Here is a 23,156-nt window from a genome sequence, read left to right as displayed (position 1 = left end):
TCATTTCAATAATTGATTTAGTTAAATAAATCAACGAAACTAAACCAATTGCTTATTCAATTCAAAATCAAAGTAATAGATGGTAAATTATAGGGACAAACGGGCAAATATTAGGCACGGATACTTTGGGGAAATAAATTATTAGTAAACAACCAATTCTGAATTGTAATTATAATAATCTATCATAAGGACAATGAAGTTATGAATGAAGTGAATTACTATACCATACCACATCGTATTGTACTTACTTCTTAAATAACCAAGCAGCAATCCAAATGGAAAAATCCAAATAAACGAGATAAGAGAAAAATGAATTAAAGCGAAAAGAAATGCTGTTGCTATTATTGTTACCCTTTGGCTAGCGACATTGCTTAATTCATTAAAAAGAAAACCTCTAAAAGCCAATTCTTCAAAAATTGGAGGCAGAATAGCAATTAAAATAAAAGACCACAATAGTGGGTTGCTTAAATAAACATATTCGCTATAATAATTATCATAATAAACTTCAAACAACCATTCATTTAAATATCCAATTGATATTGAAACAAAAAAGGCCGATAACACTGGAAACAATAATGTAAATGTTGCAATTTTATTATCAAAAATTGGGAGCTTATACAGCTTTAAAATTGATTTATAATTTGAAAGTGAAAAACCAATAACTAATAAAGCGAATACACTTTCGATTGTAAGTTCTAATGCTAAGCTAGGCTCTGAAGATTCGTAGATTAAATAAGATATAAGAGAAAATAGTAGAAATGTTACATAAAAAACAATTACTAAATTTAAAGATTTAGCTCTAGTTTCTACCTGAGGTTTTTTCAAAATCACGCCGCATTGCGTACAATATTTTACTTCATTACTTAACACGTAATCACATTTAGGGCAAGTCTGCATATAATTTTGAAAATTAATTTTTAATCGACGATGCCGAAAATACGCCTTTGGTCAAATATGCTATAATAATGATTTTAAAAATTATTCCTTTTATAATAGTTTGAGGCTCGACTATTGCAGAAATAACAATTGTAGTCACATAAAGTAATAGACCGAGTAGTACAGCCATTAATGGTTTTTTAGATGTCCAAGAACCTAATAAAATATAAATAACTCCTAGGATGAAACCTGTGATTAATGTTGCCGTATCTTGATGAGAAAAAAACTGTATTGTTGAGAAAAGGATGGTAATTCCTGCTAATACATACAAAGTATTTCTGGCTGATTTAATTTTTTTATCGGCTTCACGTTTCTGGTTTTTATTAAATGATAATCTCCTATGAAATATATTAACTTGTTGGTCAGTTCCGTTCTCTGGAAACCCACAAGAACCGCAAAAAACACTGTCTAATTCTATCTCAGTTTTACAAAGTGAACATAGTTGTAGATTTTCAGTAGACTCAATAATTTCTTCCATGAATTTAGTTTGGTTATAGACTAGCTATACTATATAAATATACTTCTAAAATAAAAAAACCAACGCTTTCACGTTGGTTTTATAACACTTAATTTAAAATATTAAGACCCACACATTAAGCAATCATCACCTTCAGCTTCTTTAGCTTGGGCAATTAATGCTTTCATCTCCTCTGCCGTCATTGGCTCTGCTTCTGGAGTCTCAGTTTTTTCAGCAAACTTGGCTGCTGTTTTTGCTGCTTTCTGCTTTTGTTGTTCTATAACAGCAGCGTCTGCAACTTTTATAGACTCTGATGCTACTTTCTCTGCAACAGGCTCTTTTTTAGTTTCTCTTGTTACCGTAAACTTCTTAGCATCTACAGCCGCTTTTGTACGCAGATAGTACATCCCAGTTTTTAAGCCGCTCTTCCATGCATAAAAATGCATTGACGTTAGCTTTGCCATAGTTGCACCTTCTAAGAATAAGTTTAACGATTGAGACTGGTCAATGAAATAGCCACGTTGACGAGACATATCTATAATGTCTTTCATACTCATTTCATAAACCGTTTTATACAATTCTTTTATATCTGCTGGGATATTCTCAATTCCTTGGATAGAACCGTTAGCTCTCATGATTTCGTTCTTAAGACCATCGTCCCATAATCCTAACTCTACTAAATCTTCTAATAAATGCTTGTTTACCACAATAAACTCACCAGACAATACACGACGCGTGTAAATGTTAGAGGTGTACGGCTCAAAGCATTCGTTATTTCCTAAAATTTGAGATGTCGATGCTGTTGGCATTGGCGCTACTAACAACGAGTTACGCACACCATGCTTCTTTACTTGCTTACGTAGTTTTTCCCAATCCCAACGACCACTTAATTCGTCATCTTTAATGTTCCAAAGGTTATGTTGGAAATCGCCTTGGCTTATTGGAGAACCTTCGTAAGTTTCGTATGGCCCATCTGCTTTTGCTTCTTCCATGGACGCGGTAACAGCCGCAAAATAAAGCGTTTCAAAAATCTCTTGATTCAATGCTTTTGCCTCATCGCTTGTAAATGGTAAACGCAACTTAATAAATGCGTCTGCTAAACCTTGTACACCTAAACCAACTGGTCTATGACGGAAGTTAGAATTCTCCGCTTCTTTTACTGGGTAATAATTACGGTCAATCACACGGTTTAAGTTCTTAGTCACACGTTTTGTGATTCTAAATAACTCCTTGTGGTCAAAAGCACCATTCTTTACAAACATTGGTAACGCTATCGATGCTAAATTACATACCGCAACCTCATCTGGAGATGTATATTCCATAATCTCCGTACATAGGTTAGACGACTTAATTGTCCCTAAATTCTTTTGGTTAGACTTACGGTTTGCTGCATCTTTATATAACATGTACGGCGTACCTGTTTCAATCTGTGACTCTAAGATTTTCTCCCAAAGCTCACGAGCTTTAATGGCTTTGCGGCCTTTTCCTTCAGTCTCGTATTTTGTATATAATGCTTCGAATTCTTCAGAATGTACATCTGATAAACCTGGGCATTCATTAGGACACATTAAGGTCCATTCTGCATTTTCTTGAACACGCTTCATAAATAAATCTGGCATCCACATGGCATAGAATAAATCACGAGCACGCAATTCTTCGGCACCGTGGTTTTTCTTTAAATCCAGAAAACTCATGATATCTGCATGCCAAGGTTCAATGTACATGGCAAAACTTCCTTTACGCTTTCCGCCACCTTGATCTACATAACGTGCTGTATCGTTAAATACTTTCAGCATTGGTACAATCCCATTACTTGTACCGTTTGTACCAGCGATGTAACTTCCTGTTGCTCTAATATTATGAATAGATAAACCTATACCACCAGCAGACTGCGAAATTTTTGCTGTTTGCTTTAAGGTGTCATAAATACCATCAATACTATCGTCTTTCATTGTTAATAAAAAGCAAGAAGACATCTGTGGTTTTGGTGTACCAGAATTAAACAATGTTGGTGTCGCGTGTGTAAAGTATTTTTTAGACATTAACTCATAGGTCTCAATAGCGGCATCTAAATCATTTAAATGAATACCAATTGAAACACGCATAAGCATGTGCTGTGGACGTTCGGCAATTTTACCATTTAGTTTTAAAAGGTAAGAACGTTCTAATGTTTTAAATCCAAAATAATCATAGCCAAAATCACGGTTATAGATTATCGTAGAATCTAATCTGTCCTTATTTTCCATGATGACGTTGTATACTTCATCAGATAATAAAGGTGCATCTTTACCAGTGCGTGGATTTACATAAGTATATAAATCTTCCATCACCTCGCTAAAGGTTTTCTTTGTGTTTTTGTGTAAGTTAGAAACAGAAATACGTGCAGCTAAACGTGCATAATCTGGGTGAGCAGTGGTCATTGTTGCCGCAATCTCAGCTGCCAAATTATCTAACTCACTTGTAGTTACACCATCGTATAAGCCTTCGATAACACGCATGGCTACTTTTAATGGATCTACAAGCTCGTTTAAGCCATAGCATAATTTACGAACTCTCGCCGTAATTTTATCGAACATGATTTGTTCTTTTCTTCCGTCTCTTTTGATTACAAACATACTGTACACATTTTTTGTTTTTTCTGAATATTGCCAGTTCAGAAAAGGGGTTAGTTAGTTATTCTAATGCTGTAATTATCTGTAGCTAAAGCAAATAATTACAGTAGTCAATGGTTAATTTTATGATTAGACAAGCGTTTCTTATAAGGAAAGCGCATGTTCTAAAAAGCTTGTTTTAATTTGAAAGGATTGATTATTAAAAATCGAAATCCATATTGTATTTATCCTCTTCAACTTCTTTATTAAGGACACCCGCTTTTTGGTAATCGCCAACACGCTTCTCGAAGAAGTTTGTTTTACCTTGAAGCGAAATCATATCCATAAAATCGAAAGGATTTGCCGTGTTATACACTTTTTCACAACCTAAATCGGCAAGAAGCCCATCGGTTACAAATTCTAAATATTGAGACATTAAATTGGCATTCATCCCAATTAAACTCACAGGAAGAGACTCTGTAATAAATTCTCTTTCAATGTTTAATGCGTCAACAATAATTTCTTTAATACGTTCTTTTGGCACCTTATTAACTAAGTGGTGCTCATGTAGGTGCACAGCAAAATCACAGTGCATACCTTCATCTCTTGAGATTAACTCGTTAGAGAATGTTAAACCTGGCATAAGGCCACGTTTCTTTAACCAGAAAATGGAGCAAAAAGAGCCTGAGAAGAAAATACCTTCAACCGCTGCAAAAGCAATTAAACGTTCGGCAAAACTTGGAGATTCAATCCATTTTAATGCCCATTCTGCTTTTTTCTTAATCGCATCAAATGTTTCGATAGCATTAAATAATTTTGCTTTTTCTTTCTCGTCTTTAACGTAGGTGTCAATTAATAACGAGTAGGTTTCGCTATGAATGTTTTCCATCATAATTTGGAACCCATAGAAAAATTTCGCTTCGCTATATTGTACTTCGTTTACAAAATTTTCAGCCAAATTTTCATTCACAATTCCATCACTTGCCGCAAAAAATGCTAAAATGTGCTTGATAAAATAACGCTCATCATCGTTTAATTTTTCTGTCCAATCTGTAATATCTTGGTGCAAATCAATCTCTTCAGCAGTCCAAATACTCGCTTCAGATTTTTTGTACCATTCCCACAAATCATGGTGTTGAATTGGAAATATTACAAATCTATCTTTGTTTTCTTGTAAAATGGGCTCTACTGCTTGCGACATGCTTCTTAATTTATTTGTGAATTAATAGAAAATATTTGGTATGACTTGGGACTAACAAATATGACAAAATGATTTACTTATTTTACTCATTTCACTGAAACCTTTTCAACAAGTTTTTAACAACACGAAAATTCTTTCAAATGAAATTCTATTAATCAGAATAACTATTAAAATACTGATAATCAGTATTTTAAAAAAATATTGTTGAAAATGTAATTGTAAGAATTAGATTATTAAAAAACTGCTAAGCAAGTGTAAAAATGGGCAGTTTTTAAATTTTAATAAAACTAATTTGCATGAACAAAAAAACAGTTGAAAACTTCTTGAGTTTTGAAAAAAGTAAAATTTAGTAACGTCAGATTTTAAAAAAAGATAAAATTATTTGCCAAATTTTTCTTCGGCAACAGATTCTAGTTCCATATACCAATCTTCACCAAATTTTCTGATTAAAGCTTCTTTTACAAACTTATAAATTGGCACTTGCAATTCTTTTCCTAAAGAACAGGCGTCATCACAAATTTCCCATTTGTCATAGTTAACCGCAGAAAACTCGGTATACTCTTTTACTCTTATTGGATATAGATGGCAAGACACTGGCTTTTTCCAATCGACTTCTCCTTGATTATAGGCCTCTTCTATAGCGCAAAGTGCTGTTTTTTTATCATCAAAAATAACATAAGCACAATCGGCACCATCTATTAACGGTGTTTCTAAATCGCCAAAAACTGTAGTAATTGATGTGCCTTGCGCTTCTATAGCTGCTATACCTTCTTTACGTAAAAATGGTTTAACTTTTGGATAGATATCTTCTAAAATTTTGGCCTCTGCTTTGTCTAAAGGCGCACCTGCATCGCCATCAATACAACAAGCGCCTTTGCATGCAGAAAGATTGCAAACAAAATCTTTTTCAATAATGTCTTCTGACACAATAGTTTTACCGAGTTGAAACATTTTAATGGCTTAAATTCTTGAGCAAAAATACTTAAACTTTACCTTTATTTAATACTGAAAATCAGGAATTAAGTTGCAACTTTGCGGCGAAATTAAAACTAAAGATTATGGAATTTAATTTTAAACAAATATTTACTGCTTTTATGGTTTTGTTTGCCGTGATAGATATCATTGGCAACATTCCTATTATCATAGATTTGCGTAAAAAAGTAGGTCACATACAAAGTGAAAAAGCATCTATCATTGCCGGTATAATAATGATTGTGTTTTTGTTTGTAGGAGAGCGTCTATTGCATTTTATAGGTGTAGATGTTAACTCATTTGCAGTAGCAGGTGCTTTTATATTATTTTTTATTGCATTAGAAATGATTCTTGGTATTACTCTGTATAAGGAAGAAGAAAGTAACTCTATAACCGCTTCTGTATTTCCATTGGCATTCCCTTTAATTGCTGGGCCAGGAAGCTTAACAACGCTTCTGTCTTTACGAGCTGAGTTTGAGATTCAGAATATTATTTGTGCCGTTATTATTAATGTTCTTGTTATCTTTATAGTGCTAAAAACATCTTCTCGTATTGAGCGGCTAATTGGTCCTAACGGGATACGAATAATTCGTAAAGTATTTGGAGTTATACTTTTAGCTATTGCTGTAAAACTATTTACGGCAAACATTAAAGCTTTACTTATATAGATTATGAAACATCCATAACTTAAATTTAGTCATGTAAAGATAATGATTGTATGGATGTTACATGTGACCAATAAAAAACAACAACTATTAACACATGAAAATATTTATTCCTATTGCGTCAATTATTGCGATTGCCTTGATTGTTTTTAATGCTACAAAATTAAATTTTGATGCTTTATTTGAAGGTGAAAGCTTTACTGCTGTTATTACAATAATTGCTGCACTTTGTGCCTTGGTTTTGCTTCAAATACTGAGAATCTCAAAAAAAATTGAACGTTTACAAAACCGTAAATAATGGATTTTGATGCCTTAATTATTGGTGGTGGCGCAGCTGGTATGTCGTGTGCTTTAGTTTTGGGTTCTGCAAAACCTAAACCTTTTGCAAATGATAAAAGTATTGGAATTATTACCCATCAAAAAACATCGCATTTACAAACTGCACTTTTTAATAATGTCTTAGGATTAGAACCTGGTACTTTAGGTAAAGATATTTTGGAAAATGGTAAGCAGCAACTCAAAGACTTATATCCTCACGTAAAACAGATTGACAAAGAGAAAGTAACATCCATTATAAAAACCTCTAAAGGTTTTACAATTGAAACCAATAAAAACTCTTATACAGCTAAAGCAACTGTAATAGCTGTTGGCTACACCAACCTTATGACCATAAAAGGTTTAGAGAGTTATATTGAGGCACACCCAAGAGCTGTCGCCCAAAAAGAACGCATCTGGTTAAAAAATGAGAATCACCTCTTGGAAGATGGCCTTTATGTCGCAGGCACTTTAGCTGGATGGAGAAGTCAGTTTGCAATTGCCAGTGGTAGTGGTGCACAAGTAGCTACAGATATTTTAACATTGTGGAACGGCGGGAAACACACTAAAATCCATGATAAGATTTCGAGTTAATTTCCATCAAAATTTTCTTGGCTTAAGAGAATAACTTCGTCAATCATGATATCGCTTTTATTTACAATTTCTTCAAAAGCATTATCATCATAAAGTTGTCTTGCCAACGTTGCTTTAATTAGCCTTTTAATGACATCATTAAAAGCAACGAAACTAATTTTAGTTCGTTCCTGTCTATTAACATACTTCTGAAAACGTACAACGATATCATCACTTACTGAAAAGTTATTTATAAAATCCCGTTTTTCAACGCCTTTATAAATGGCTCTGTTTTTGTCTAATTCTTCAAAAACAAAATATCCAAAATGACCAGAACGTCTCAGGTAATTAATAGTCTCGTTTTCAAAGGAGCGATCTAAAGGCACGAAGACATCTGGTATAATTCCTCCACCACCATAAACCACTTTGCCTTCCGGTGTAGTGAATTTTAATGAATCTTCTATTTGTATATTTTCAGAGTCCATAAGTTCTCCATTACGAAGGCGCTTATAATAATCATTAAAATAAGCTCTATTCTTACCATTATTATATGGTTTTTGAATAGATCGTCCTGTTGGCGTATAATATCTTGAAACGGTTAAACGTACAGCACTACCATCTCCAAGAGCCATTTCTCGCTGCACTAAACCTTTACCATATGATCGTCTCCCCACAATAACACCTTTATCGTTATCTTGTAAAGCTCCAGCTATGACCTCACTAGCCGAGGCGGAACTTTCATTAATTAAAATATAAACTTGCCCTTCTTCAAAATCACCTCGTCGAGTAGCATAAATATTTTCTCGCCTTCCTTTTTTATTTTTTGTAAAAAGAATAAGCTTATCATCTTCTAAAAACTCGTCTGCAATCTGTTCTGCAATACCCAGAAATCCACCTGGATTATCTCTTAAATCTAAGGCTAGTTTTGTTGCACCTCTGTCTTGTAATCTATCTAGAGCTCTTTTAAATTCTTTGTATGTTGACTCCGCAAAGCGGTTAATCTTTATGTACCCTAAGTTATTGGTAAGCATATATGCAGCCTCGACACTTTTGATAGGAATATCACTACGTTTAACGGTTATATCTAAAAATTCTTTTGTTTGTGGTCTGTAAACATTGAGTTTTACTTTAGTCCCTTTTTCACCTTTAAGTTTTTTACTGATTTTTTCAGTATTAAAATTATCGCCTATAATAGAATCTCCGTCAGCAGTAATTATACGATCTCCTCCTAATATCCCTGCACGTTTACTGGGACCGCCTTCTGTTGGACGAATCACGGCCAAGGTATCTTTGTAAGGGTAATAATTAATACCAATACCTACAAAGTCGCCTCTCATATTTTCTGTTACACGTTCTAAGTCTTTCTTTGGAATATATACCGAATGCGGATCAAGATTATCTAATATCCCATTTACGGTAACATCTACAATACTATCTGTATTTATGTCCTCAACATACTCGTAATCTATATAATCTATAAGTCTATTAAGTTTATCTTTTTTACTATTGGTTGTAAACAACCGGTCTGAAGTATCTGTAAAATTAAGTCTACCACCAATAAACACACCTAGAGCTATAGCGATGCCAATAATTAACGGTATATATTTTTTGGTATTAGACATATTATGCTTCTACTTCTTCTATTAAATCTATTTGAACTCCTGCTTTCTCTAAGAATTTTATACCTGAGTTATCTTTATAAGCTTCTGAGTAAACTACTCTAACTATTCCTGCTTGATGAATGAGTTTACTACATTCTTTACACGGAGATAATGTGATATAAAGAGTAGCTCCTTTACACGATTGCGTTGATGAAGCAACTTTTAAAATGGCATTAGCTTCAGCATGTAAAACATACCATTTGGTATAACCGTCATCATCTTCACAATAGTTTTCAAAACCTGTTGGAGTACCATTATATCCATCAGAAATTATCATTCGGCCTTTTACAATAATTGCGCCTACTTGCTTGCGCTTACAATGAGATAGTTTTCCCCATTCTTGAGCCATTCGTAAATAAGCCTTATCGTATCGAAGTTGTTTTGCTTCTTGAGCCATTAACTTGAATTATAATGTTTGTAATTAACGAATATAATGGCTTCGTATTTTATAAACAATGCCTTGTAGTTAAAGTTTTACAAAACTTTAAGACGCTTAAAATATATTATTAGCCAAAAGTATTGGGATAACTAAACCAATAACAATTGATGAAACGACAAGCGCCCAATCTCGCTTTGAGACTCTAAAAATAGTTTGGCATAAGAAGCCCAAAAAGAGAATTACGAAAACAATAATAATCTGTGCCAACTCAATCCCTAAAGCAAATTCTAATAATGCTAAAGGTTTATTTTCGGCATCACCAAAGACCATTGCAAACTCTCGTGCAAAACCTAAACCGTGGATTATCCCAAAGGCCAAGGCTGTTAAGAAAAGTACCGAAATTTTTGTGCTTTCTTTCTTTTTACCAGCAGTAAAGACATTGTAAATTGCTGCGATTATTATGGTAATTGGTATTAGAAACTCTACAGTTTTTCCATTTATTGAAACATAGTCATAAGCTGCCAAAACCAATGATAAAGTGTGCCCTAAAGTAAAAAGGGACACTAAAAGTAGTACCCGTTTCCAATCTTTAAAAAGATAGGGAACAGCGAGAACCATTAAAAACAGTACATGATCATAACCATTGATGTCTAAAACATGATTAAGACCATATTTTACATTAAACCAGAATTGATCCATATTGGGGGGAATTATAAATTTATGTCTAAGTTAATTTTATCTTTTTATAAAACGAATGGTTTGAGTTACCGAATCAGAAGTATCATTGATTTTTAAAAAATATGTTCCGGAAATAAGAGATGAAACATTAACTTTTTTATTGTTGAAATCCATTAAAACTTTTTGACCTAATACGTTAAAAATCTCTACTTCTTTAAGTTCAAAATTGGTTTCAATATTTAGTATGTCTTTTGTTGGGTTTGGATAAATCAATACCTTTTCTATTATAGGTTCTTCTTGACTAAGAACATTGTCATTAGTAATTGTTACAACTTGGTTGGCTGCAATATCGTCTACTACTGTCACTGTATTATCAGGCCATTCAATTCTTACTTCATCTACAATTAAGTTATCTGCTAGACCAAAAAACGCTTCCGCTGGTTCTTGTCCATAAAAGCTAGTGCCAGCTGTTATTAGTCGCATACCTGTAGTACCACTGTCATAAGTTATTTTAACAACTGCTCCTATTGCAAAATGATTATTACCATTCATCCTAGGTTTTACAACTAGATAATTATTTGAATTTATTGTTGTCGAGTAATTGCTTTGATATAGCCTTACTAAGTTATTTTCATTCCCATTTTCTTTCATCGATTGAAGTAAATCTAAATCCCCATCTCTATCCATGTCAAAGGCTAACAGAGTAGTTGCATCCCACGTATCATCAAAGTTGGCAGAAGCAGAAATGTCATTAAATAAAATTCCATCTAAATTTAACCATAATCTAGATTGATCTGCACTCCAGTTTTGCCCCCAACCATTTGTAGTTGCTAAATCAACAAAACCATCATTATTAGCATCGAAAAAAGTTGTTCCCCAGTCCCAACCACTATTACCCACACTTATTCCCGTATTGTTTGATATTTCTGTGAATCCTAAAGTATTGGTTTCAACCCAATTATTTTTTAAAAAAATATTGTGTCTAAGAACTCCGTCTTCAACTCTTGAAATATTTGTCGAATACAAATCAAAGTCGCCATCGTTATCATAATCTCCAACTGCCATTCCCATTTCATTAAAAGCATTATTTGCTGAGATGGAAGCTCCAATTTCTTGGAAGGTATTATCGCCATTATTTAACCAAAATTCATTTTCGGTAAAATCTATATTTATATAAATATCTATGTTTCCATCATCGTTAAAATCATGAAATAAGGGTTGGTATCTAGAACGAGCGTTTTCTCCAAGATTGCTAGAAACAGTTATATCAGAAAAAGTACCATCACCATCATTCAAAAACAATGACATTTTAGCGCCCTCAAACATTCTCCCCCAAGTTGTTATCAATAAATCAAGCCAACCATCATTATTAATATCTCCTGCGGCTATACCTCCAACTACAGGGTCTGCAACATTTAATATGTTATATCTATCTCCAAAATCTAAATCTGAATCCGTAATTTCTATGAAACTTCCACTACTAGTTTGCTGATACAAAAACAGCTCAACTCTATTTGTACATGAACTATCTATTCCTAAACAATCACCTAATAAGGCTAAATCTAATAGTCCATCTCCATTGTAATCAAACCAGAGGGAAGCCCTATTCCTATAGGTAGAAGTAATTCCAAGAGTTGAAGCTACGTTTTGAAAAGTACCACTACCGTTGTTTTGATAAAGTTGATTGGTTAAACCAAACTCTGTACCAACAAAAAAATCAAGGTCTCCATCTTTGTCAAAATCAGCTATAGATACTCCACTACCAAATAAATCCGGCATTGTTATAACACTTTCAATTCCTTTTGTAGAAGTCACATCTGTAAACTGTTGTCCGTTTAAATTGACACAAACAAAAACAACATAAAAAAACACAATAAACCTTTTCATTACAAAGGCTAATATAAATCAAAAAAAGCAAAACTAATATGATTTAGTTCTGCCTTTTAGTGTACTCAAGGTGGGAATCGAACCCACACTTCCGAAGAAATCGGATTTTGAATCCGACGCGTCTACCAATTCCGCCACTTGAGCATTGAATTTGGATTGGCAAAAATAAAAAATTATTTCTGCTAATCAATTAAAAAATACTAGGTTTTATGTTTTTTGCTAGGTAAATATTTTTCTAACTTTGAGCATATTTTTACAACTACAACAAACTAACATAATACAACACTAAAAATGCCTTACGACTTAACTGAAGCTAAGATTTTTACTTGTTCTCAAAGCAAATATCTAGCCGAAAAAATTGCTAATGCCTATGGCGTAAAACTTGGCAACGTTATCACATCTAGATATAGCGATGGAGAATTTCAACCATCTTATGAAGAATCTATAAGAGGTACTCGAATTTTCATAATAGGCTCCACAAATCCTGGACCAGAGAATTTAATGGAAATGTTACTAATGATTGACGCAGCTAAACGTGCTTCGGCAAGACATGTTACAGCAGTATTGCCATATTTCGGTTGGGCTAGACAAGATAGAAAAGACAAACCTAGGGTTCCAATTGCAGCAAAATTAGTTGCAAAAATGTTAGAAGCTGCTGGCGCTACTAGAATTATAACTATGGATCTTCATGCGGATCAAATACAAGGATTCTTTGAAAAACCTGTAGATCACCTTTTTGCTTCTACTATATTTTTACCTTATCTAAAATCATTGAACCTAGATCATTTAACCATTGCGTCTCCTGATATGGGAGGCTCTAAACGTGCCTATGCGTACTCAAAAGCCTTAGAAAGCGATGTAGTTATTTGTTACAAACAACGGGCTAAGGCTAACGTTATTTCACATATGGAATTAATAGGTGATGTTACTGGAAAAAATGTAGTTTTAGTTGATGATATGGTTGATACTGCAGGCACACTAACCAAAGCTGCAGATTTAATGATGGAGCGTGGTGCGTTAAGTGTAAGAGCTATTTGTACACATCCAATATTATCTGGAAGTGCTTATGAAAAATTAGAAAATTCAAAATTAGAAGAGCTGATAGTTACTGATTCGATTGCTCTTACCAAGGAAAGCAGTAAAATTCATGTTTTAAGTTGCTCAGACTTGTTTGCTGAAGTCATGCAAAATGTGCATCAGAATAAGTCTATTAGCTCTAAATTTGTAATGTAACTGTACTCCTTTTTATTGCATTTATTTTCAATACATAAGGCTTATTAAAAAAGAGTGCTTATGTCATAGAATTTTAATTTAATATTACTACATTTGCAGCCCTCAAAATGAGGTAATTAATAATATTAAATTAAACTTTTAAAATGAAATCAATTACAATTAATGGATCTCAAAGAGAAAGCGTAGGCAAAAAATCAACTAAAGCCTTACGTAATGCTGGTCAGGTTCCTTGCGTAGTATACGGAGGAGATAAGCCATTGCATTTCTCTGCACCAGAATTGGCATTCTCTAAACTTGTATACACTCCAGATGCGCATACAGTTGTGATTGCCTTAGATAATGGCGAAACAGTCAACGCAATTATGCAAGACATTCAGTTTCACCCTGTGACTGATAGAATTATTCACGTGGATTTCTATCAAATCTTTGATGATAAAGAAATTACCATGAATATTCCAGTACGTGTTACGGGTACTTCTAAAGGTGTTTTAAACGGTGGTAACTTAAGAAGACCTTACCGTAAATTAAGAGTAAAAGCAATCCCTTCTAATCTTCCAGACTTTATTGAGATTGATATTACGCCTCTTAAAATTGGAAGCAAATTATACATCACTGAGCTTCAAAATGACGCTTACAAACTTTTACACCCAGATAATACTGTAGTGTGTCAAGTAAGACGTAGTAGACTAGCTGTTGTTGATGAGGAAGAGGAGGAAGAAGAAGGAGCAGAAGCAACAGAAGGAGTAGAAGGAACAGCAGATGCACCAGCTACGGAAGCAGCACAAGAATAGGCAAAACTATTTCTTCATATAAGCTAAAAGCATTCTGTATTTCAGAATGCTTTTTTATTTTTGAGAAAATATAGATTCTATGATTAAATGCTTAATACGCTTATTTAAATCTAAAGAAAACATTGACCCCATGAAAAAGTTTTTGATTGTCGGCTTAGGTAATATTGGTGAGAAGTATGAAAATACAAGACATAATATTGGTTTTAAGATATTAGATTATTATTCTGCTTCTAATGATTTTGGGTTTAAGACAGATAAATTAGGTGATTTGGCTTATCATAAAATAAAAGGACGTACTCTAATTTTTTTGAAACCTAGTACCTATATGAATTTAAGTGGAAAAGCCATTAAGTATTGGATGGCAAAAGAAAAAATTCCATTAGAAAATTTATTAGTTATAACAGATGATCTTAATTTACCATTTGGCACTTTAAGGTTAAAGGCAAAAGGAAGCGACGGTGGTCATAATGGATTAAAAGATACTCAAGACAAATTACAAACCGCAAAGTATAGTAGGTTTAGATTTGGAATTAGCAATGATTTCTCAAAAGGAAGACAAGTTGATTATGTATTAGCTAATTGGACAGATGAAGAAAATAATCAGCTAAAAGAAAGGTTAGAATTAAGTACTAAGATTATAGATTCTTTTGTTCTCTCGGGATTAAAAATTACTATGAATAATTATAACGGAAAATAAAAAAGCCTCTCAAATTTTGAGAGGCTCTTTTATATAAACAAGTAGTAAACTTAAATTATTACTTCTTATTCTTCTTCAGAGTTATCTTTGTTCTTACCAAAAGTAAAACGCACTAAGATTTCATGAGTACCATCATTTACGTCGTTTAAAACATCTCTTGATGATCCCTCATAAGCATATCCTAAATCCATCCAGTCAGAAAGACCAAACATCAATGTTCCTGCCCAACCTCCATCAGTTCTGTACATAGGAGCTAATTCAAGACGTTGGTCATATCTAAATGCTGCTGTTAAATCAGCTGATACAGGAGATCCGCTAACCGCTCTTACCATAGCCGATGGTCTAAACTCCCAGTCGCTTGATATGTCAAAGTTATATCCTCCTGATAAGTAGAAATGTGTCTTTTCGTTAACAGTGGTAACTTGACCATTATCATTTAAACCTATTCTATCATTTAATAATATAGACGGAATTGATAATGATAGGAAGTATTTGTCATGCACTAAATAAGCACCAGCTCCAATAATAGGTCTAAATCCATTATCAATATTACCAATTGCTGGATCGGTAGGAAATGCAAGATTTGCTAAATCACTATTTATGAAATTATAGACACTTCCCCCACCTTTTAGTCCAAGAAATACATCTGTGCTCTCATTTAATTGTAATTTATAAGAGAAATCAACCACAAATGTTGTGTTCTCATTAGCAAATACATCATCATTAATTATACTTAATCCTAAACCAACTTTATCATTCAAGGATGTCTCGAAGAATAATGTCTGAGTTTCAGGAGCATCTTCAACGGTAACCCATTGACTTCTAAAGTTAGCTGTTAGTCTTGACACACCATCAGCCCCTGCATAAGCAGGGTTGATAGCGTTCATTGTATATCTATATAGTGCATAATTAGGCTGTTGTTGAGCATATATACTACCAAACAATAACAGTGCACCGATTTTTATTGAGTTTTTAAGAAAATTCATTGTATTGATTTAAATTAATTTATATGCTTCCTAGAAGATGATTGCCATCCAACCTTTAACGATTGTTTCTCCAGTTCCACCTTGATCTAAGATATAGTAATATGATCCCGCAGGCAATATTCTACCTCCAGGTCCAGTACCATTCCAATTATTTTGGTAATTGTTAGACGAGAATACTTCATTACCCCATCTGTTAAAAACCTGAACTGAAGTTCCTGGGAATCTTCCAATATTAATAATAGTCCATGTATCATTAATTGAATCTCCATTTGGAGATAACACATCATTAGCTGTTAATCCATCGCAAACATCACCAATCCCATTGAAATCAATATCCGCTTGATCAGTATTAGCTGTAAATGGACAATTATCGTCAACGTCTAAAATACCGTCATTATCATCATCGTCATCACAAACGTCACCTTCAGCATCACCATCGTTATTAGCTTGATCAGCATTAGCTGTAAATTGACAGTTGTCATTTACATCAAGCACACCATCGTTATCATCATCTGGATCACATTCATCTCCTTCACCATCACCATCATTATCTGCTTGGTCTGGGTTAAATACTAATACACAATTGTCATCTTCATTTAATACACCATCACCATCATAGTCTGTTAAATCTCTTAGACCACAGATTTCTATTGTCCAGTCATTAAAGCTTCCTCCGTCTCCGTCAGCAAAATCAACAACTCCTAACAACCAAGTTCCTCTTGAGAACTCACCATTAAATGTTGATAATGGCTGCTCTGGACTAAACACACCAGAATAAGGTGGGGTACCGCCAGTAATTGGTGTTGGAGCCTGATCATCAAAAACAGTGTTTTCATAGTTGTCACCACTACCTCCAATTTGGTCAGATAATAGAATAAAGTCTCCAGCAGGATTTACTAAAGCAATACGTAAATCTCCGGTCCATGAATGTGTAATATCCACAGATACATTTATATCATTGATAATAAAATTATCTTCAATAAAAATCTCAGATATATATACTTGTGGCTCATCTTGCTCATCAATAATAAAGATTGGTAAGTCTGATGCACGTCCTAAATTACAGATTTCATCACAAGCTTCTCCAATACCATTATTATCTAAATCTGCTTGATCTGCATTTGCAGTATCAGGACAGTTATCATCTACATTTAATACGCCATCTCCGTCTATATCATCATCACAAAGATCACCTAAGTTGTCTCCGTCTATATCTGATTGGTCTGTATTAACAATAGCAGGGCAGTTATCCGTGTCATCTGGTATACCATCTCCATCAGCATCAGGTAAAGGAACTCCACAAACTTCAACAGACCAGCTATTGATTATACCTGCATCAGCACTAAATGCATCTAATGCTGTTAATGTCCATGTACCTGTAGCCAACATTCCATTTAATGTTGACAAATCACCTTCAGGAGCAAATGTACCAGTAAAAGGGGGTGCTCCAGTTCCAATAGCATTAGGTGCATCACTGTCAAAAATTGTGCCCGTATAATTATCTCCATCACCTCCAAGATTAGTAGCTAAATTAACTTGTGTACCATCTGGCGCTGTTAAAATAAGTGTCAAATCAGAAACCCAAGCATGAGATATATCTATCGTTACGTTTACATCTGTGATGGATGTAGAACTAATTACATCAATAGTTGAAATTCCAGGAGGGCCATTTTGAGGACCGAAAAATCCTAAACCATCTGGTATATCCACAGGTACATCTACTGCATCAAAAGTATTGCACTGTATATTACCAGTTGTAAAGCTAGCAGTAGTGTAACTACCTTCTCCACAAAGATTTACAGATCTAACTCTCCAGAAATATTGTGTTGTAGAAGAAAGCATCGCCTCAAACTCTGGTCTATCTGGAACTCCTGAAGCAACAATATTAGTAAAAGCAGCGTCAGTTGCGATATCAACTTCATATACGGCTGCGTTAGCATCTTCACTCCACTCTAAAGTAGCCGTTGGATTTGCATCAATTGCTCCATCTGCAGGAGCAGAAACTGTTAAAGTAGCATAATTTGTATCATACACATTTAATGTTGAAGCCGTTGGCACAACATCGTTACCATCAGTTCCTTCTATAGTAATTGCATAAGTATCTACAGTTGCACCTCCAAGATTACCAATAGTTAAAGTAATAGCTGTTCCATCTGCTGTTGCTGACGTAGGGCTAAAAGTTGCAGTAGCTCCTGCTGGTAATCCTGTAGCAGAAAATGTAACAGGGTCTGTAAATAATGGGTCTATCAATGTATAGGTTAAATCTATAGTTGCAGAATCCGTAGTACAAACGTCTTGATTTTGACTTGCAGCGTCTACACTAACTATGAACGGGAAAGGTGGTTGCTCTAAGGTATCACGAGGGCCTCCTGGCTCTAGTGTAGCTCGCATTCTATTTTTCTGGCCTTCTGTAAAGAGTCCCATACATGCATCATCACTATAATCCATATAATTTTCTACCATATCAACAGAACCACATGACATAGAACCTGTTTGACATCCACCATTTGAAGAGTCAGCCTCAGGTGTATCACTAACAAAATCATCTTGACCACAAGGACCATCTCCCCATATGTGTCTTAAGTTAAAGAAGTGACCCATTTCGTGTGTTGTAGTTCTACCTTTATCAAAAGGAGCACTTAACACAAAACTTCCATCGTCATCATCAGAAGAACCAAAAAAGTTATATCCCATAACAATTCCATCTGTAGAAGGATCTCCTCCTGGGAATTGAGCAAATCCTAACAATCCTCCAGAAAAGTTTACTGTCCAGAAGTTAAAATACTTAGAAGTATCCCATGGATCTTTCCCTCCTAAAGCAGTACTCTTCATAGTCTCTTCAAAACCAAAAGATGTTTGACTTGTCTGAGTTCTTGTAATACCATTAGTTGGGTTGCCATCAGGATCGATTTGAGCCAAATAGAATTCTATCTCCATATCTGCAGCTTGAGGCCAAGCTCCCCCTTGTAGACCTGCAAATTCAGAATTCAAACCTCTGAAATCCTTATAGATTACATCTATTTGAGATAAAATTTGTGCATCACTAATGTTTTGTTCAGGAGTATTATATACAACATGAACTACAACAGGCACATAAAGAATCCCATCCATTCTTTGGACACTTGGATCATTGTTTGCTCTTTGTCTAGTACGTTCTTCTAATCTAGCTAAAGTTTCTGCTTGATTAGGATTTTTTTGTAATTGCAATTCTAGATTCTCTGCCGCAGCACATGTTCGCTCTTGTGCAAAAATCGACGTAGAAATCATGAAAAAAGCAGCTACTAAAAAGTAAAGATTTTTTTTCATTTGAAGTGAGTTTAATTAATGTAATATAAAAGCCTCTCAAAAAAATACGTTTATAGTATTTCGATGAAAGATCAAACCTATAGGTTAGTTAAAAAAAGATTTAAATATTTAGTTAAGTGGTTTAAATGTAGTTTTTTTGCCATATGGATTAGTATAGGATTATTAAATTAGCACCAAATTTATACTTTTTTTTTACATATCCTTAACAAAAGCACAATAATTCGTACAATGTCATCAAATCACCGACGTTTTTCTAAAATTTTAACAATTGGAACCTTTGATGGTGTGCACATTGGCCATCAAAAGATACTAAAAAGAATAGTAAACCTCTCAAAAGAGAAAGACTTGATTCCTAGCGTATTAACTTTTTTTCCTCATCCTAGGATGGTACTCCAACAAAATCACTCTATAAAATTATTAAATACTATTGCGGAACGAAGAGTTTTACTAGAAAAATTTGGTGTAGAATTAATTTGCGTAAAAACATTTACAAGAGAGTTTGCCAACTTATCTGCTAGGGCTTATGTAAAAGACATTTTAGTAAATGAATTAAATACCAAGCAGGTTGTAATTGGATATGATCACCATTTTGGAAAAAACAGAAGTGCCAACATTAATGATTTAAAAAAATTTTCAGAAGAGTTTGATTTTGAAATTGAAGAAATCTCTGCTGAGGATATTGCTGAAGTAACAGTAAGTTCTACTAAAATAAGAAATGCCCTCAATAATGGAAATATATCTCTTGCTAACACTTATTTAGGTTATAATTATTTTTTAACTGGAAAAGTCGTTAGCGGTCAAAGTATAGGTCGTACTATTGATTTCCCTACAGCTAACATATATATAGAAGAAGATTACAAGCTCATCCCAAAAGATGGTGTTTATGTTGTTAAATCTACAATTAATGAGACTTTATATTATGGTATGATGAATATTGGCTCAAACCCAACTATAAAAAATAAGCCAAGATCTATAGAAATCCATTTCTTTGATTTTGAAAATGACATTTACGGCAAACAAATTGTAATAGAACTATTGACCAGATTAAGAGATGAGCATAAATTTGAAACCCTAGAAGCGCTTCAAGAACAACTCAGACTTGATAGGGAAAATGCGTTAGCATATATTAAATCAGCGGAATGAATACATTTCTATTTAGACATATAGATAATTCTTCTCTAATTGTTTTTAGAATTTTCTTTGGACTACTATGCTTTTTAGAATCTGTTGGCGCCATATTTACAGGTTGGATAAAGAGGACACTTATTGAGCCCGAATTTACTTTTAGTTTTATAGACTTTAGTTGGTTGCAACCACTACCCGGAAACTGGATGTATGCTTATTACATCATCATGGGTGTTTTTGGCTTACTTATAATGGTAGGTTATAAATATAGGTATAGTGCTTTTGCTTTTGCAATTATGTGGGCTGGCACATATTTTATGCAAAAATCATCATACAATAATCATTATTATTTATTGTTTTTGCTAAGCTTTATTATGGCGGTGTTACCTGCTAATAGCTATGCGTCTTTTGATGCAAAACTTAACCCAAAACTCAAAAGCATATCTATGCCCAATTGGTGTCGTTGGGTGTTTATTTTACAACTCTTAATTGTATACACATATGCTTCAATTGCAAAAATATACCCAGATTGGTTAGATGGCTCAGTAATTAAGCTCTTAATGCAGAGTAAATCTCATTTCCCTATAGTTGGTGAGCTACTTCAAAATGAAAGTGTACATTATTTTATTGCATATTCTGGGATATTATTCGACGGGTTAATCATTCCGCTTTTACTTTTTAAGCCAACTCGTAAATATGCATTTTTCGCTTCTATATTTTTTCATCTTTTTAATTCCTTTATATTTCATATTGGCATATTCCCATACTTATCCTTAGCGTTCTGCTTATTCTTTTTTGAACCAAAAACGATTAGAAACATCTTTTTAAAAAAGAAAGAACTATATATAGGTGATGATATAAAAACACCAAGCTACCTGAATGCTTTTAAAATTGCTTTTGCTACATACTTTATAATTCAGGTAGCATTGCCTTTGCGTCATTATTTTATAGAAGACAATGTACTTTGGACAGAAGAAGGACATCGCCTATCATGGCGTATGATGTTACGCGTCAAAAGCGGAAGCATTAACTTTAGAGTAATTGATAATACTACAAATAGCTTTATCCCAATTAACCTCAACGACTATCTCACTAAAAAGCAGCAACGCAACTTAAAAACTAAGCCCGATTTTATATGGCAATTTTCTCAAATGCTTAATCAAAAATTTGAAGCTGAAGGTAAGTCTGTTTCAATATTTGCTACTTCTTATGTAAGTGTAAATGGCAAACCTTCAAAGCGTTTTATAGACCCAGAAATAGACCTTACTGAAGTAGAGTGGAATTACTTTAAACACAACGAGTGGCTTTTACCTTCAAAATAGACTTCTTTTTGTTTCACTAGCCACAAAATCTTTTTACTTTTGCCCTTTGCTAATTAGCGTTATAGCTCAAATTTTGAGCAACGCAAAAACCAAGTAACTATGTTACAAGTTTCGCATATAAGAGAAAACAGCGAAGAGATTATAAAATTATTGGCCATCAGAAATCTTGATGCAAAGCCAATGATTGATGATGTCTTAAATTTTGATGAAGAACGTCGTCAGTTGCAGACAAAACTAGATACGACAAAAGCCGAAATGAATTCTATTTCAAAAGAAATAGGAAATTTGTTTAAATCTGGTCAAGCAGAAAAAGCTAATGAACTTAAATCAAAAACATCTGAACTCAAAGAAACTATAAAAACGGTTGAACAGGAGTTAAATGAAAAAGCTGAAGCTTTAAACAATATACTATACAAAATACCTAATGTTCCTAATCCGATTGTCCCTAATGGAAATTCGGATGAAGATAATTTAGAAACTCTTCGTGATGGAGAAATGCCTAATTTACATGACGGTGCACTTCCTCATTGGGAATTGGCAAAAAAATACGACATCATAGATTTTGAATTAGGTAATAAAATAGCTGGCGCAGGTTTTCCTGTTTACAAAGGAAAAGGTGCTCGTTTGCAACGTGCATTAATAGCTTATTTTTTAGATAAAAATACTGAAGTAGGTTATACAGAATATCAATTACCTCATTTGGTTAATGAAGCGTCTGGTTTTGGAACAGGTCAATTACCAGATAAAGAAGGTCAGATGTATCATGTTACTGAAGACAATCTATATCTAATTCCTACTGCAGAAGTTCCGGGGACTAATATTTTTAGAGATATTATTCTTAACGAGAGTGATTTACCAATTGGTATTACTGGTTATACGCCTTGCTTTAGACGTGAAGCTGGAAGTTATGGCGCACATGTTCGTGGCCTTAACCGCTTACACCAGTTTGATAAGGTAGAAATTATCCGAGTAGAGCACCCATCAAAATCTTACCAAGCGTTAGATAATATGGTATCTCACGTTCAGGATATTTTAAAAGAACTAAAATTACCATATCGCATTTTACGTCTTTGTGGCGGAGATTTAACCTTCGCTTCTGCACTAACATACGATTTTGAAGTGTTTTCTGCCGCCCAAGAACGTTGGTTAGAAGTATCTTCTGTTTCTAATTTTGAAACCTACCAGTCTAACCGATTAAAATTACGTTTTAAAAACAGTGATGGTAAAAACGAATTAGCGCATACACTAAACGGAAGCTCATTGGCATTACCTCGTATTCTCGCTAGTATTCTTGAAAATTACCAAACGGGAAGTGGTATTAAAATTCCTGAAGTTTTAATTCCGTATACTGGTTTTGATATTATAGATTAAAACTTAAGAT

General features: G+C 33.9%; 20 protein-coding genes and 1 tRNA gene. 9 read left to right on the top strand and 12 right to left on the bottom strand.

The window, feature by feature from the left end; genetic code table 11:
• Nucleotides 1-141: 141 nt before the first annotated feature.
• From Q0770_RS08860 to Q0770_RS08840, 5 genes are all read right to left on the bottom strand, one after another.
• Nucleotides 142-825, bottom strand: coding sequence for a CPBP family intramembrane glutamic endopeptidase (locus tag Q0770_RS08860; protein WP_299116091.1), 684 nt, complete (start codon nucleotides 823-825; stop codon nucleotides 142-144).
• Between the two features lie 85 nt (nucleotides 826-910).
• Nucleotides 911-1,414: a hypothetical protein gene (locus Q0770_RS08855; protein ID WP_299116089.1), complete on the bottom strand. Its 504-nt coding sequence runs from the start codon at nucleotides 1,412-1,414 to the stop codon at nucleotides 911-913.
• Between the two features lie 101 nt (nucleotides 1,415-1,515).
• Nucleotides 1,516-4,008 (bottom strand): ribonucleoside-diphosphate reductase subunit alpha, encoded by a 2,493-nt coding sequence (locus tag Q0770_RS08850; RefSeq protein ID WP_299116087.1) that lies wholly within the window; start codon nucleotides 4,006-4,008, stop codon nucleotides 1,516-1,518.
• Between the two features lie 196 nt (nucleotides 4,009-4,204).
• Nucleotides 4,205-5,185 carry a ribonucleotide-diphosphate reductase subunit beta gene (locus Q0770_RS08845; RefSeq protein WP_299116085.1) on the bottom strand — a complete coding sequence of 327 codons (981 nt, stop codon included), beginning with the start codon at nucleotides 5,183-5,185 and terminating at the stop codon, nucleotides 4,205-4,207.
• A 378-nt stretch (nucleotides 5,186-5,563) separates the two neighbouring features.
• Nucleotides 5,564-6,136 (bottom strand): DUF3109 family protein, encoded by a 573-nt coding sequence (locus tag Q0770_RS08840; RefSeq protein ID WP_299116083.1) that lies wholly within the window; start codon nucleotides 6,134-6,136, stop codon nucleotides 5,564-5,566.
• A 107-nt stretch (nucleotides 6,137-6,243) separates the two neighbouring features.
• Between Q0770_RS08840 and Q0770_RS08835 the strand changes: the two genes are divergently transcribed.
• The 3 genes from Q0770_RS08835 to Q0770_RS08825 all read left to right on the top strand — a co-directional run bounded on the left by Q0770_RS08835 (nucleotide 6,244) and on the right by Q0770_RS08825 (nucleotide 7,731).
• Nucleotides 6,244-6,825 carry a MarC family protein gene (locus tag Q0770_RS08835; protein WP_299116081.1) on the top strand — a complete coding sequence of 194 codons (582 nt, stop codon included), beginning with the start codon at nucleotides 6,244-6,246 and terminating at the stop codon, nucleotides 6,823-6,825.
• 94 nt (nucleotides 6,826-6,919) lie between these two features.
• On the top strand, nucleotides 6,920-7,120 hold the full coding sequence (locus Q0770_RS08830) for a hypothetical protein (protein WP_299116079.1): 201 nt from the start codon (nucleotides 6,920-6,922) through the stop codon (nucleotides 7,118-7,120).
• Nucleotides 7,120-7,731, top strand: coding sequence for an FAD-dependent oxidoreductase (locus Q0770_RS08825; protein WP_299116077.1), 612 nt, complete (start codon nucleotides 7,120-7,122; stop codon nucleotides 7,729-7,731). Before Q0770_RS08830 ends, Q0770_RS08825 begins: the two co-directional genes overlap by 1 nt.
• Here the strand turns inward: Q0770_RS08825 and Q0770_RS08820 are convergent.
• The 5 genes from Q0770_RS08820 to Q0770_RS08800 form a co-directional block, all read right to left on the bottom strand.
• On the bottom strand, nucleotides 7,728-9,332 hold the full coding sequence (locus tag Q0770_RS08820) for a S41 family peptidase (RefSeq protein WP_299116075.1): 1,605 nt from the start codon (nucleotides 9,330-9,332) through the stop codon (nucleotides 7,728-7,730). The two genes, Q0770_RS08825 and Q0770_RS08820, sit on opposite strands and share 4 nt — an antisense overlap.
• 1 nt (nucleotide 9,333) lies before the next feature.
• The gene (locus Q0770_RS08815; protein WP_299116073.1) at nucleotides 9,334-9,768 is read right to left on the bottom strand and encodes a dCMP deaminase family protein; all 435 of its coding nucleotides are present in this window, start codon (nucleotides 9,766-9,768) and stop codon (nucleotides 9,334-9,336) included.
• A gap of 96 nt (nucleotides 9,769-9,864) precedes the next feature.
• Complete coding sequence (locus tag Q0770_RS08810; RefSeq protein ID WP_299116071.1) at nucleotides 9,865-10,449, bottom strand: HupE/UreJ family protein; 585 nt, start codon at nucleotides 10,447-10,449, stop codon at nucleotides 9,865-9,867.
• A 36-nt stretch (nucleotides 10,450-10,485) separates the two neighbouring features.
• Nucleotides 10,486-12,315, bottom strand: a complete 1,830-nt coding sequence (locus tag Q0770_RS08805) for an FG-GAP-like repeat-containing protein (protein WP_299116069.1) — start codon at nucleotides 12,313-12,315, stop codon at nucleotides 10,486-10,488.
• A gap of 62 nt (nucleotides 12,316-12,377) precedes the next feature.
• A tRNA-Leu gene (locus tag Q0770_RS08800) sits at nucleotides 12,378-12,459 on the bottom strand.
• Between the two features lie 147 nt (nucleotides 12,460-12,606).
• Here Q0770_RS08800 and Q0770_RS08795 point away from each other — a divergent pair.
• From Q0770_RS08795 to pth, 3 genes are all read left to right on the top strand, one after another.
• Complete coding sequence (locus Q0770_RS08795; protein ID WP_299116067.1) at nucleotides 12,607-13,548, top strand: ribose-phosphate pyrophosphokinase; 942 nt, start codon at nucleotides 12,607-12,609, stop codon at nucleotides 13,546-13,548.
• Nucleotides 13,549-13,691: 143 nt separating this feature from the next.
• Nucleotides 13,692-14,339 carry a 50S ribosomal protein L25/general stress protein Ctc gene (locus Q0770_RS08790; protein ID WP_299116065.1) on the top strand — a complete coding sequence of 216 codons (648 nt, stop codon included), beginning with the start codon at nucleotides 13,692-13,694 and terminating at the stop codon, nucleotides 14,337-14,339.
• 130 nt (nucleotides 14,340-14,469) lie between these two features.
• Nucleotides 14,470-15,036 (top strand): aminoacyl-tRNA hydrolase, encoded by a 567-nt coding sequence (pth, locus tag Q0770_RS08785; RefSeq protein WP_299116064.1) that lies wholly within the window; start codon nucleotides 14,470-14,472, stop codon nucleotides 15,034-15,036.
• A gap of 65 nt (nucleotides 15,037-15,101) precedes the next feature.
• Here pth and Q0770_RS08780 read toward each other — a convergent pair whose 3' ends face one another.
• Entirely contained in the window at nucleotides 15,102-16,022 is a 921-nt protein-coding gene (locus Q0770_RS08780) for a type IX secretion system membrane protein PorP/SprF (protein WP_299116062.1), read from the bottom strand.
• Nucleotides 16,023-16,052: 30 nt separating this feature from the next.
• Nucleotides 16,053-19,328, bottom strand: coding sequence for a thrombospondin type 3 repeat-containing protein (locus Q0770_RS08775; RefSeq protein ID WP_299116060.1), 3,276 nt, complete (start codon nucleotides 19,326-19,328; stop codon nucleotides 16,053-16,055).
• Between the two features lie 228 nt (nucleotides 19,329-19,556).
• Here Q0770_RS08775 and Q0770_RS08770 point away from each other — a divergent pair, with 228 nt between their 5' ends.
• From Q0770_RS08770 to serS, 3 genes are all read left to right on the top strand, one after another.
• The gene (locus Q0770_RS08770; protein WP_299116058.1) at nucleotides 19,557-20,471 is read left to right on the top strand and encodes a bifunctional riboflavin kinase/FAD synthetase; all 915 of its coding nucleotides are present in this window, start codon (nucleotides 19,557-19,559) and stop codon (nucleotides 20,469-20,471) included.
• Nucleotides 20,468-21,775: an HTTM domain-containing protein gene (locus Q0770_RS08765; RefSeq protein WP_299116056.1), complete on the top strand. Its 1,308-nt coding sequence runs from the start codon at nucleotides 20,468-20,470 to the stop codon at nucleotides 21,773-21,775. Before Q0770_RS08770 ends, Q0770_RS08765 begins: the two co-directional genes overlap by 4 nt.
• A gap of 99 nt (nucleotides 21,776-21,874) precedes the next feature.
• The gene (gene serS, locus Q0770_RS08760) at nucleotides 21,875-23,146 is read left to right on the top strand and encodes a serine--tRNA ligase (protein ID WP_299116054.1); all 1,272 of its coding nucleotides are present in this window, start codon (nucleotides 21,875-21,877) and stop codon (nucleotides 23,144-23,146) included.
• The last annotated feature ends 10 nt before the right edge of the window (nucleotides 23,147-23,156 follow it).

The sequence above is a fragment of the uncultured Winogradskyella sp. genome, from assembly GCF_947501905.1.
Lineage (GTDB): Bacteria > Bacteroidota > Bacteroidia > Flavobacteriales > Flavobacteriaceae > Winogradskyella.
The sequence above is the reverse complement of the archived record's forward strand: the minus strand, read 5'-3'. Positions and strand labels throughout refer to the sequence as shown.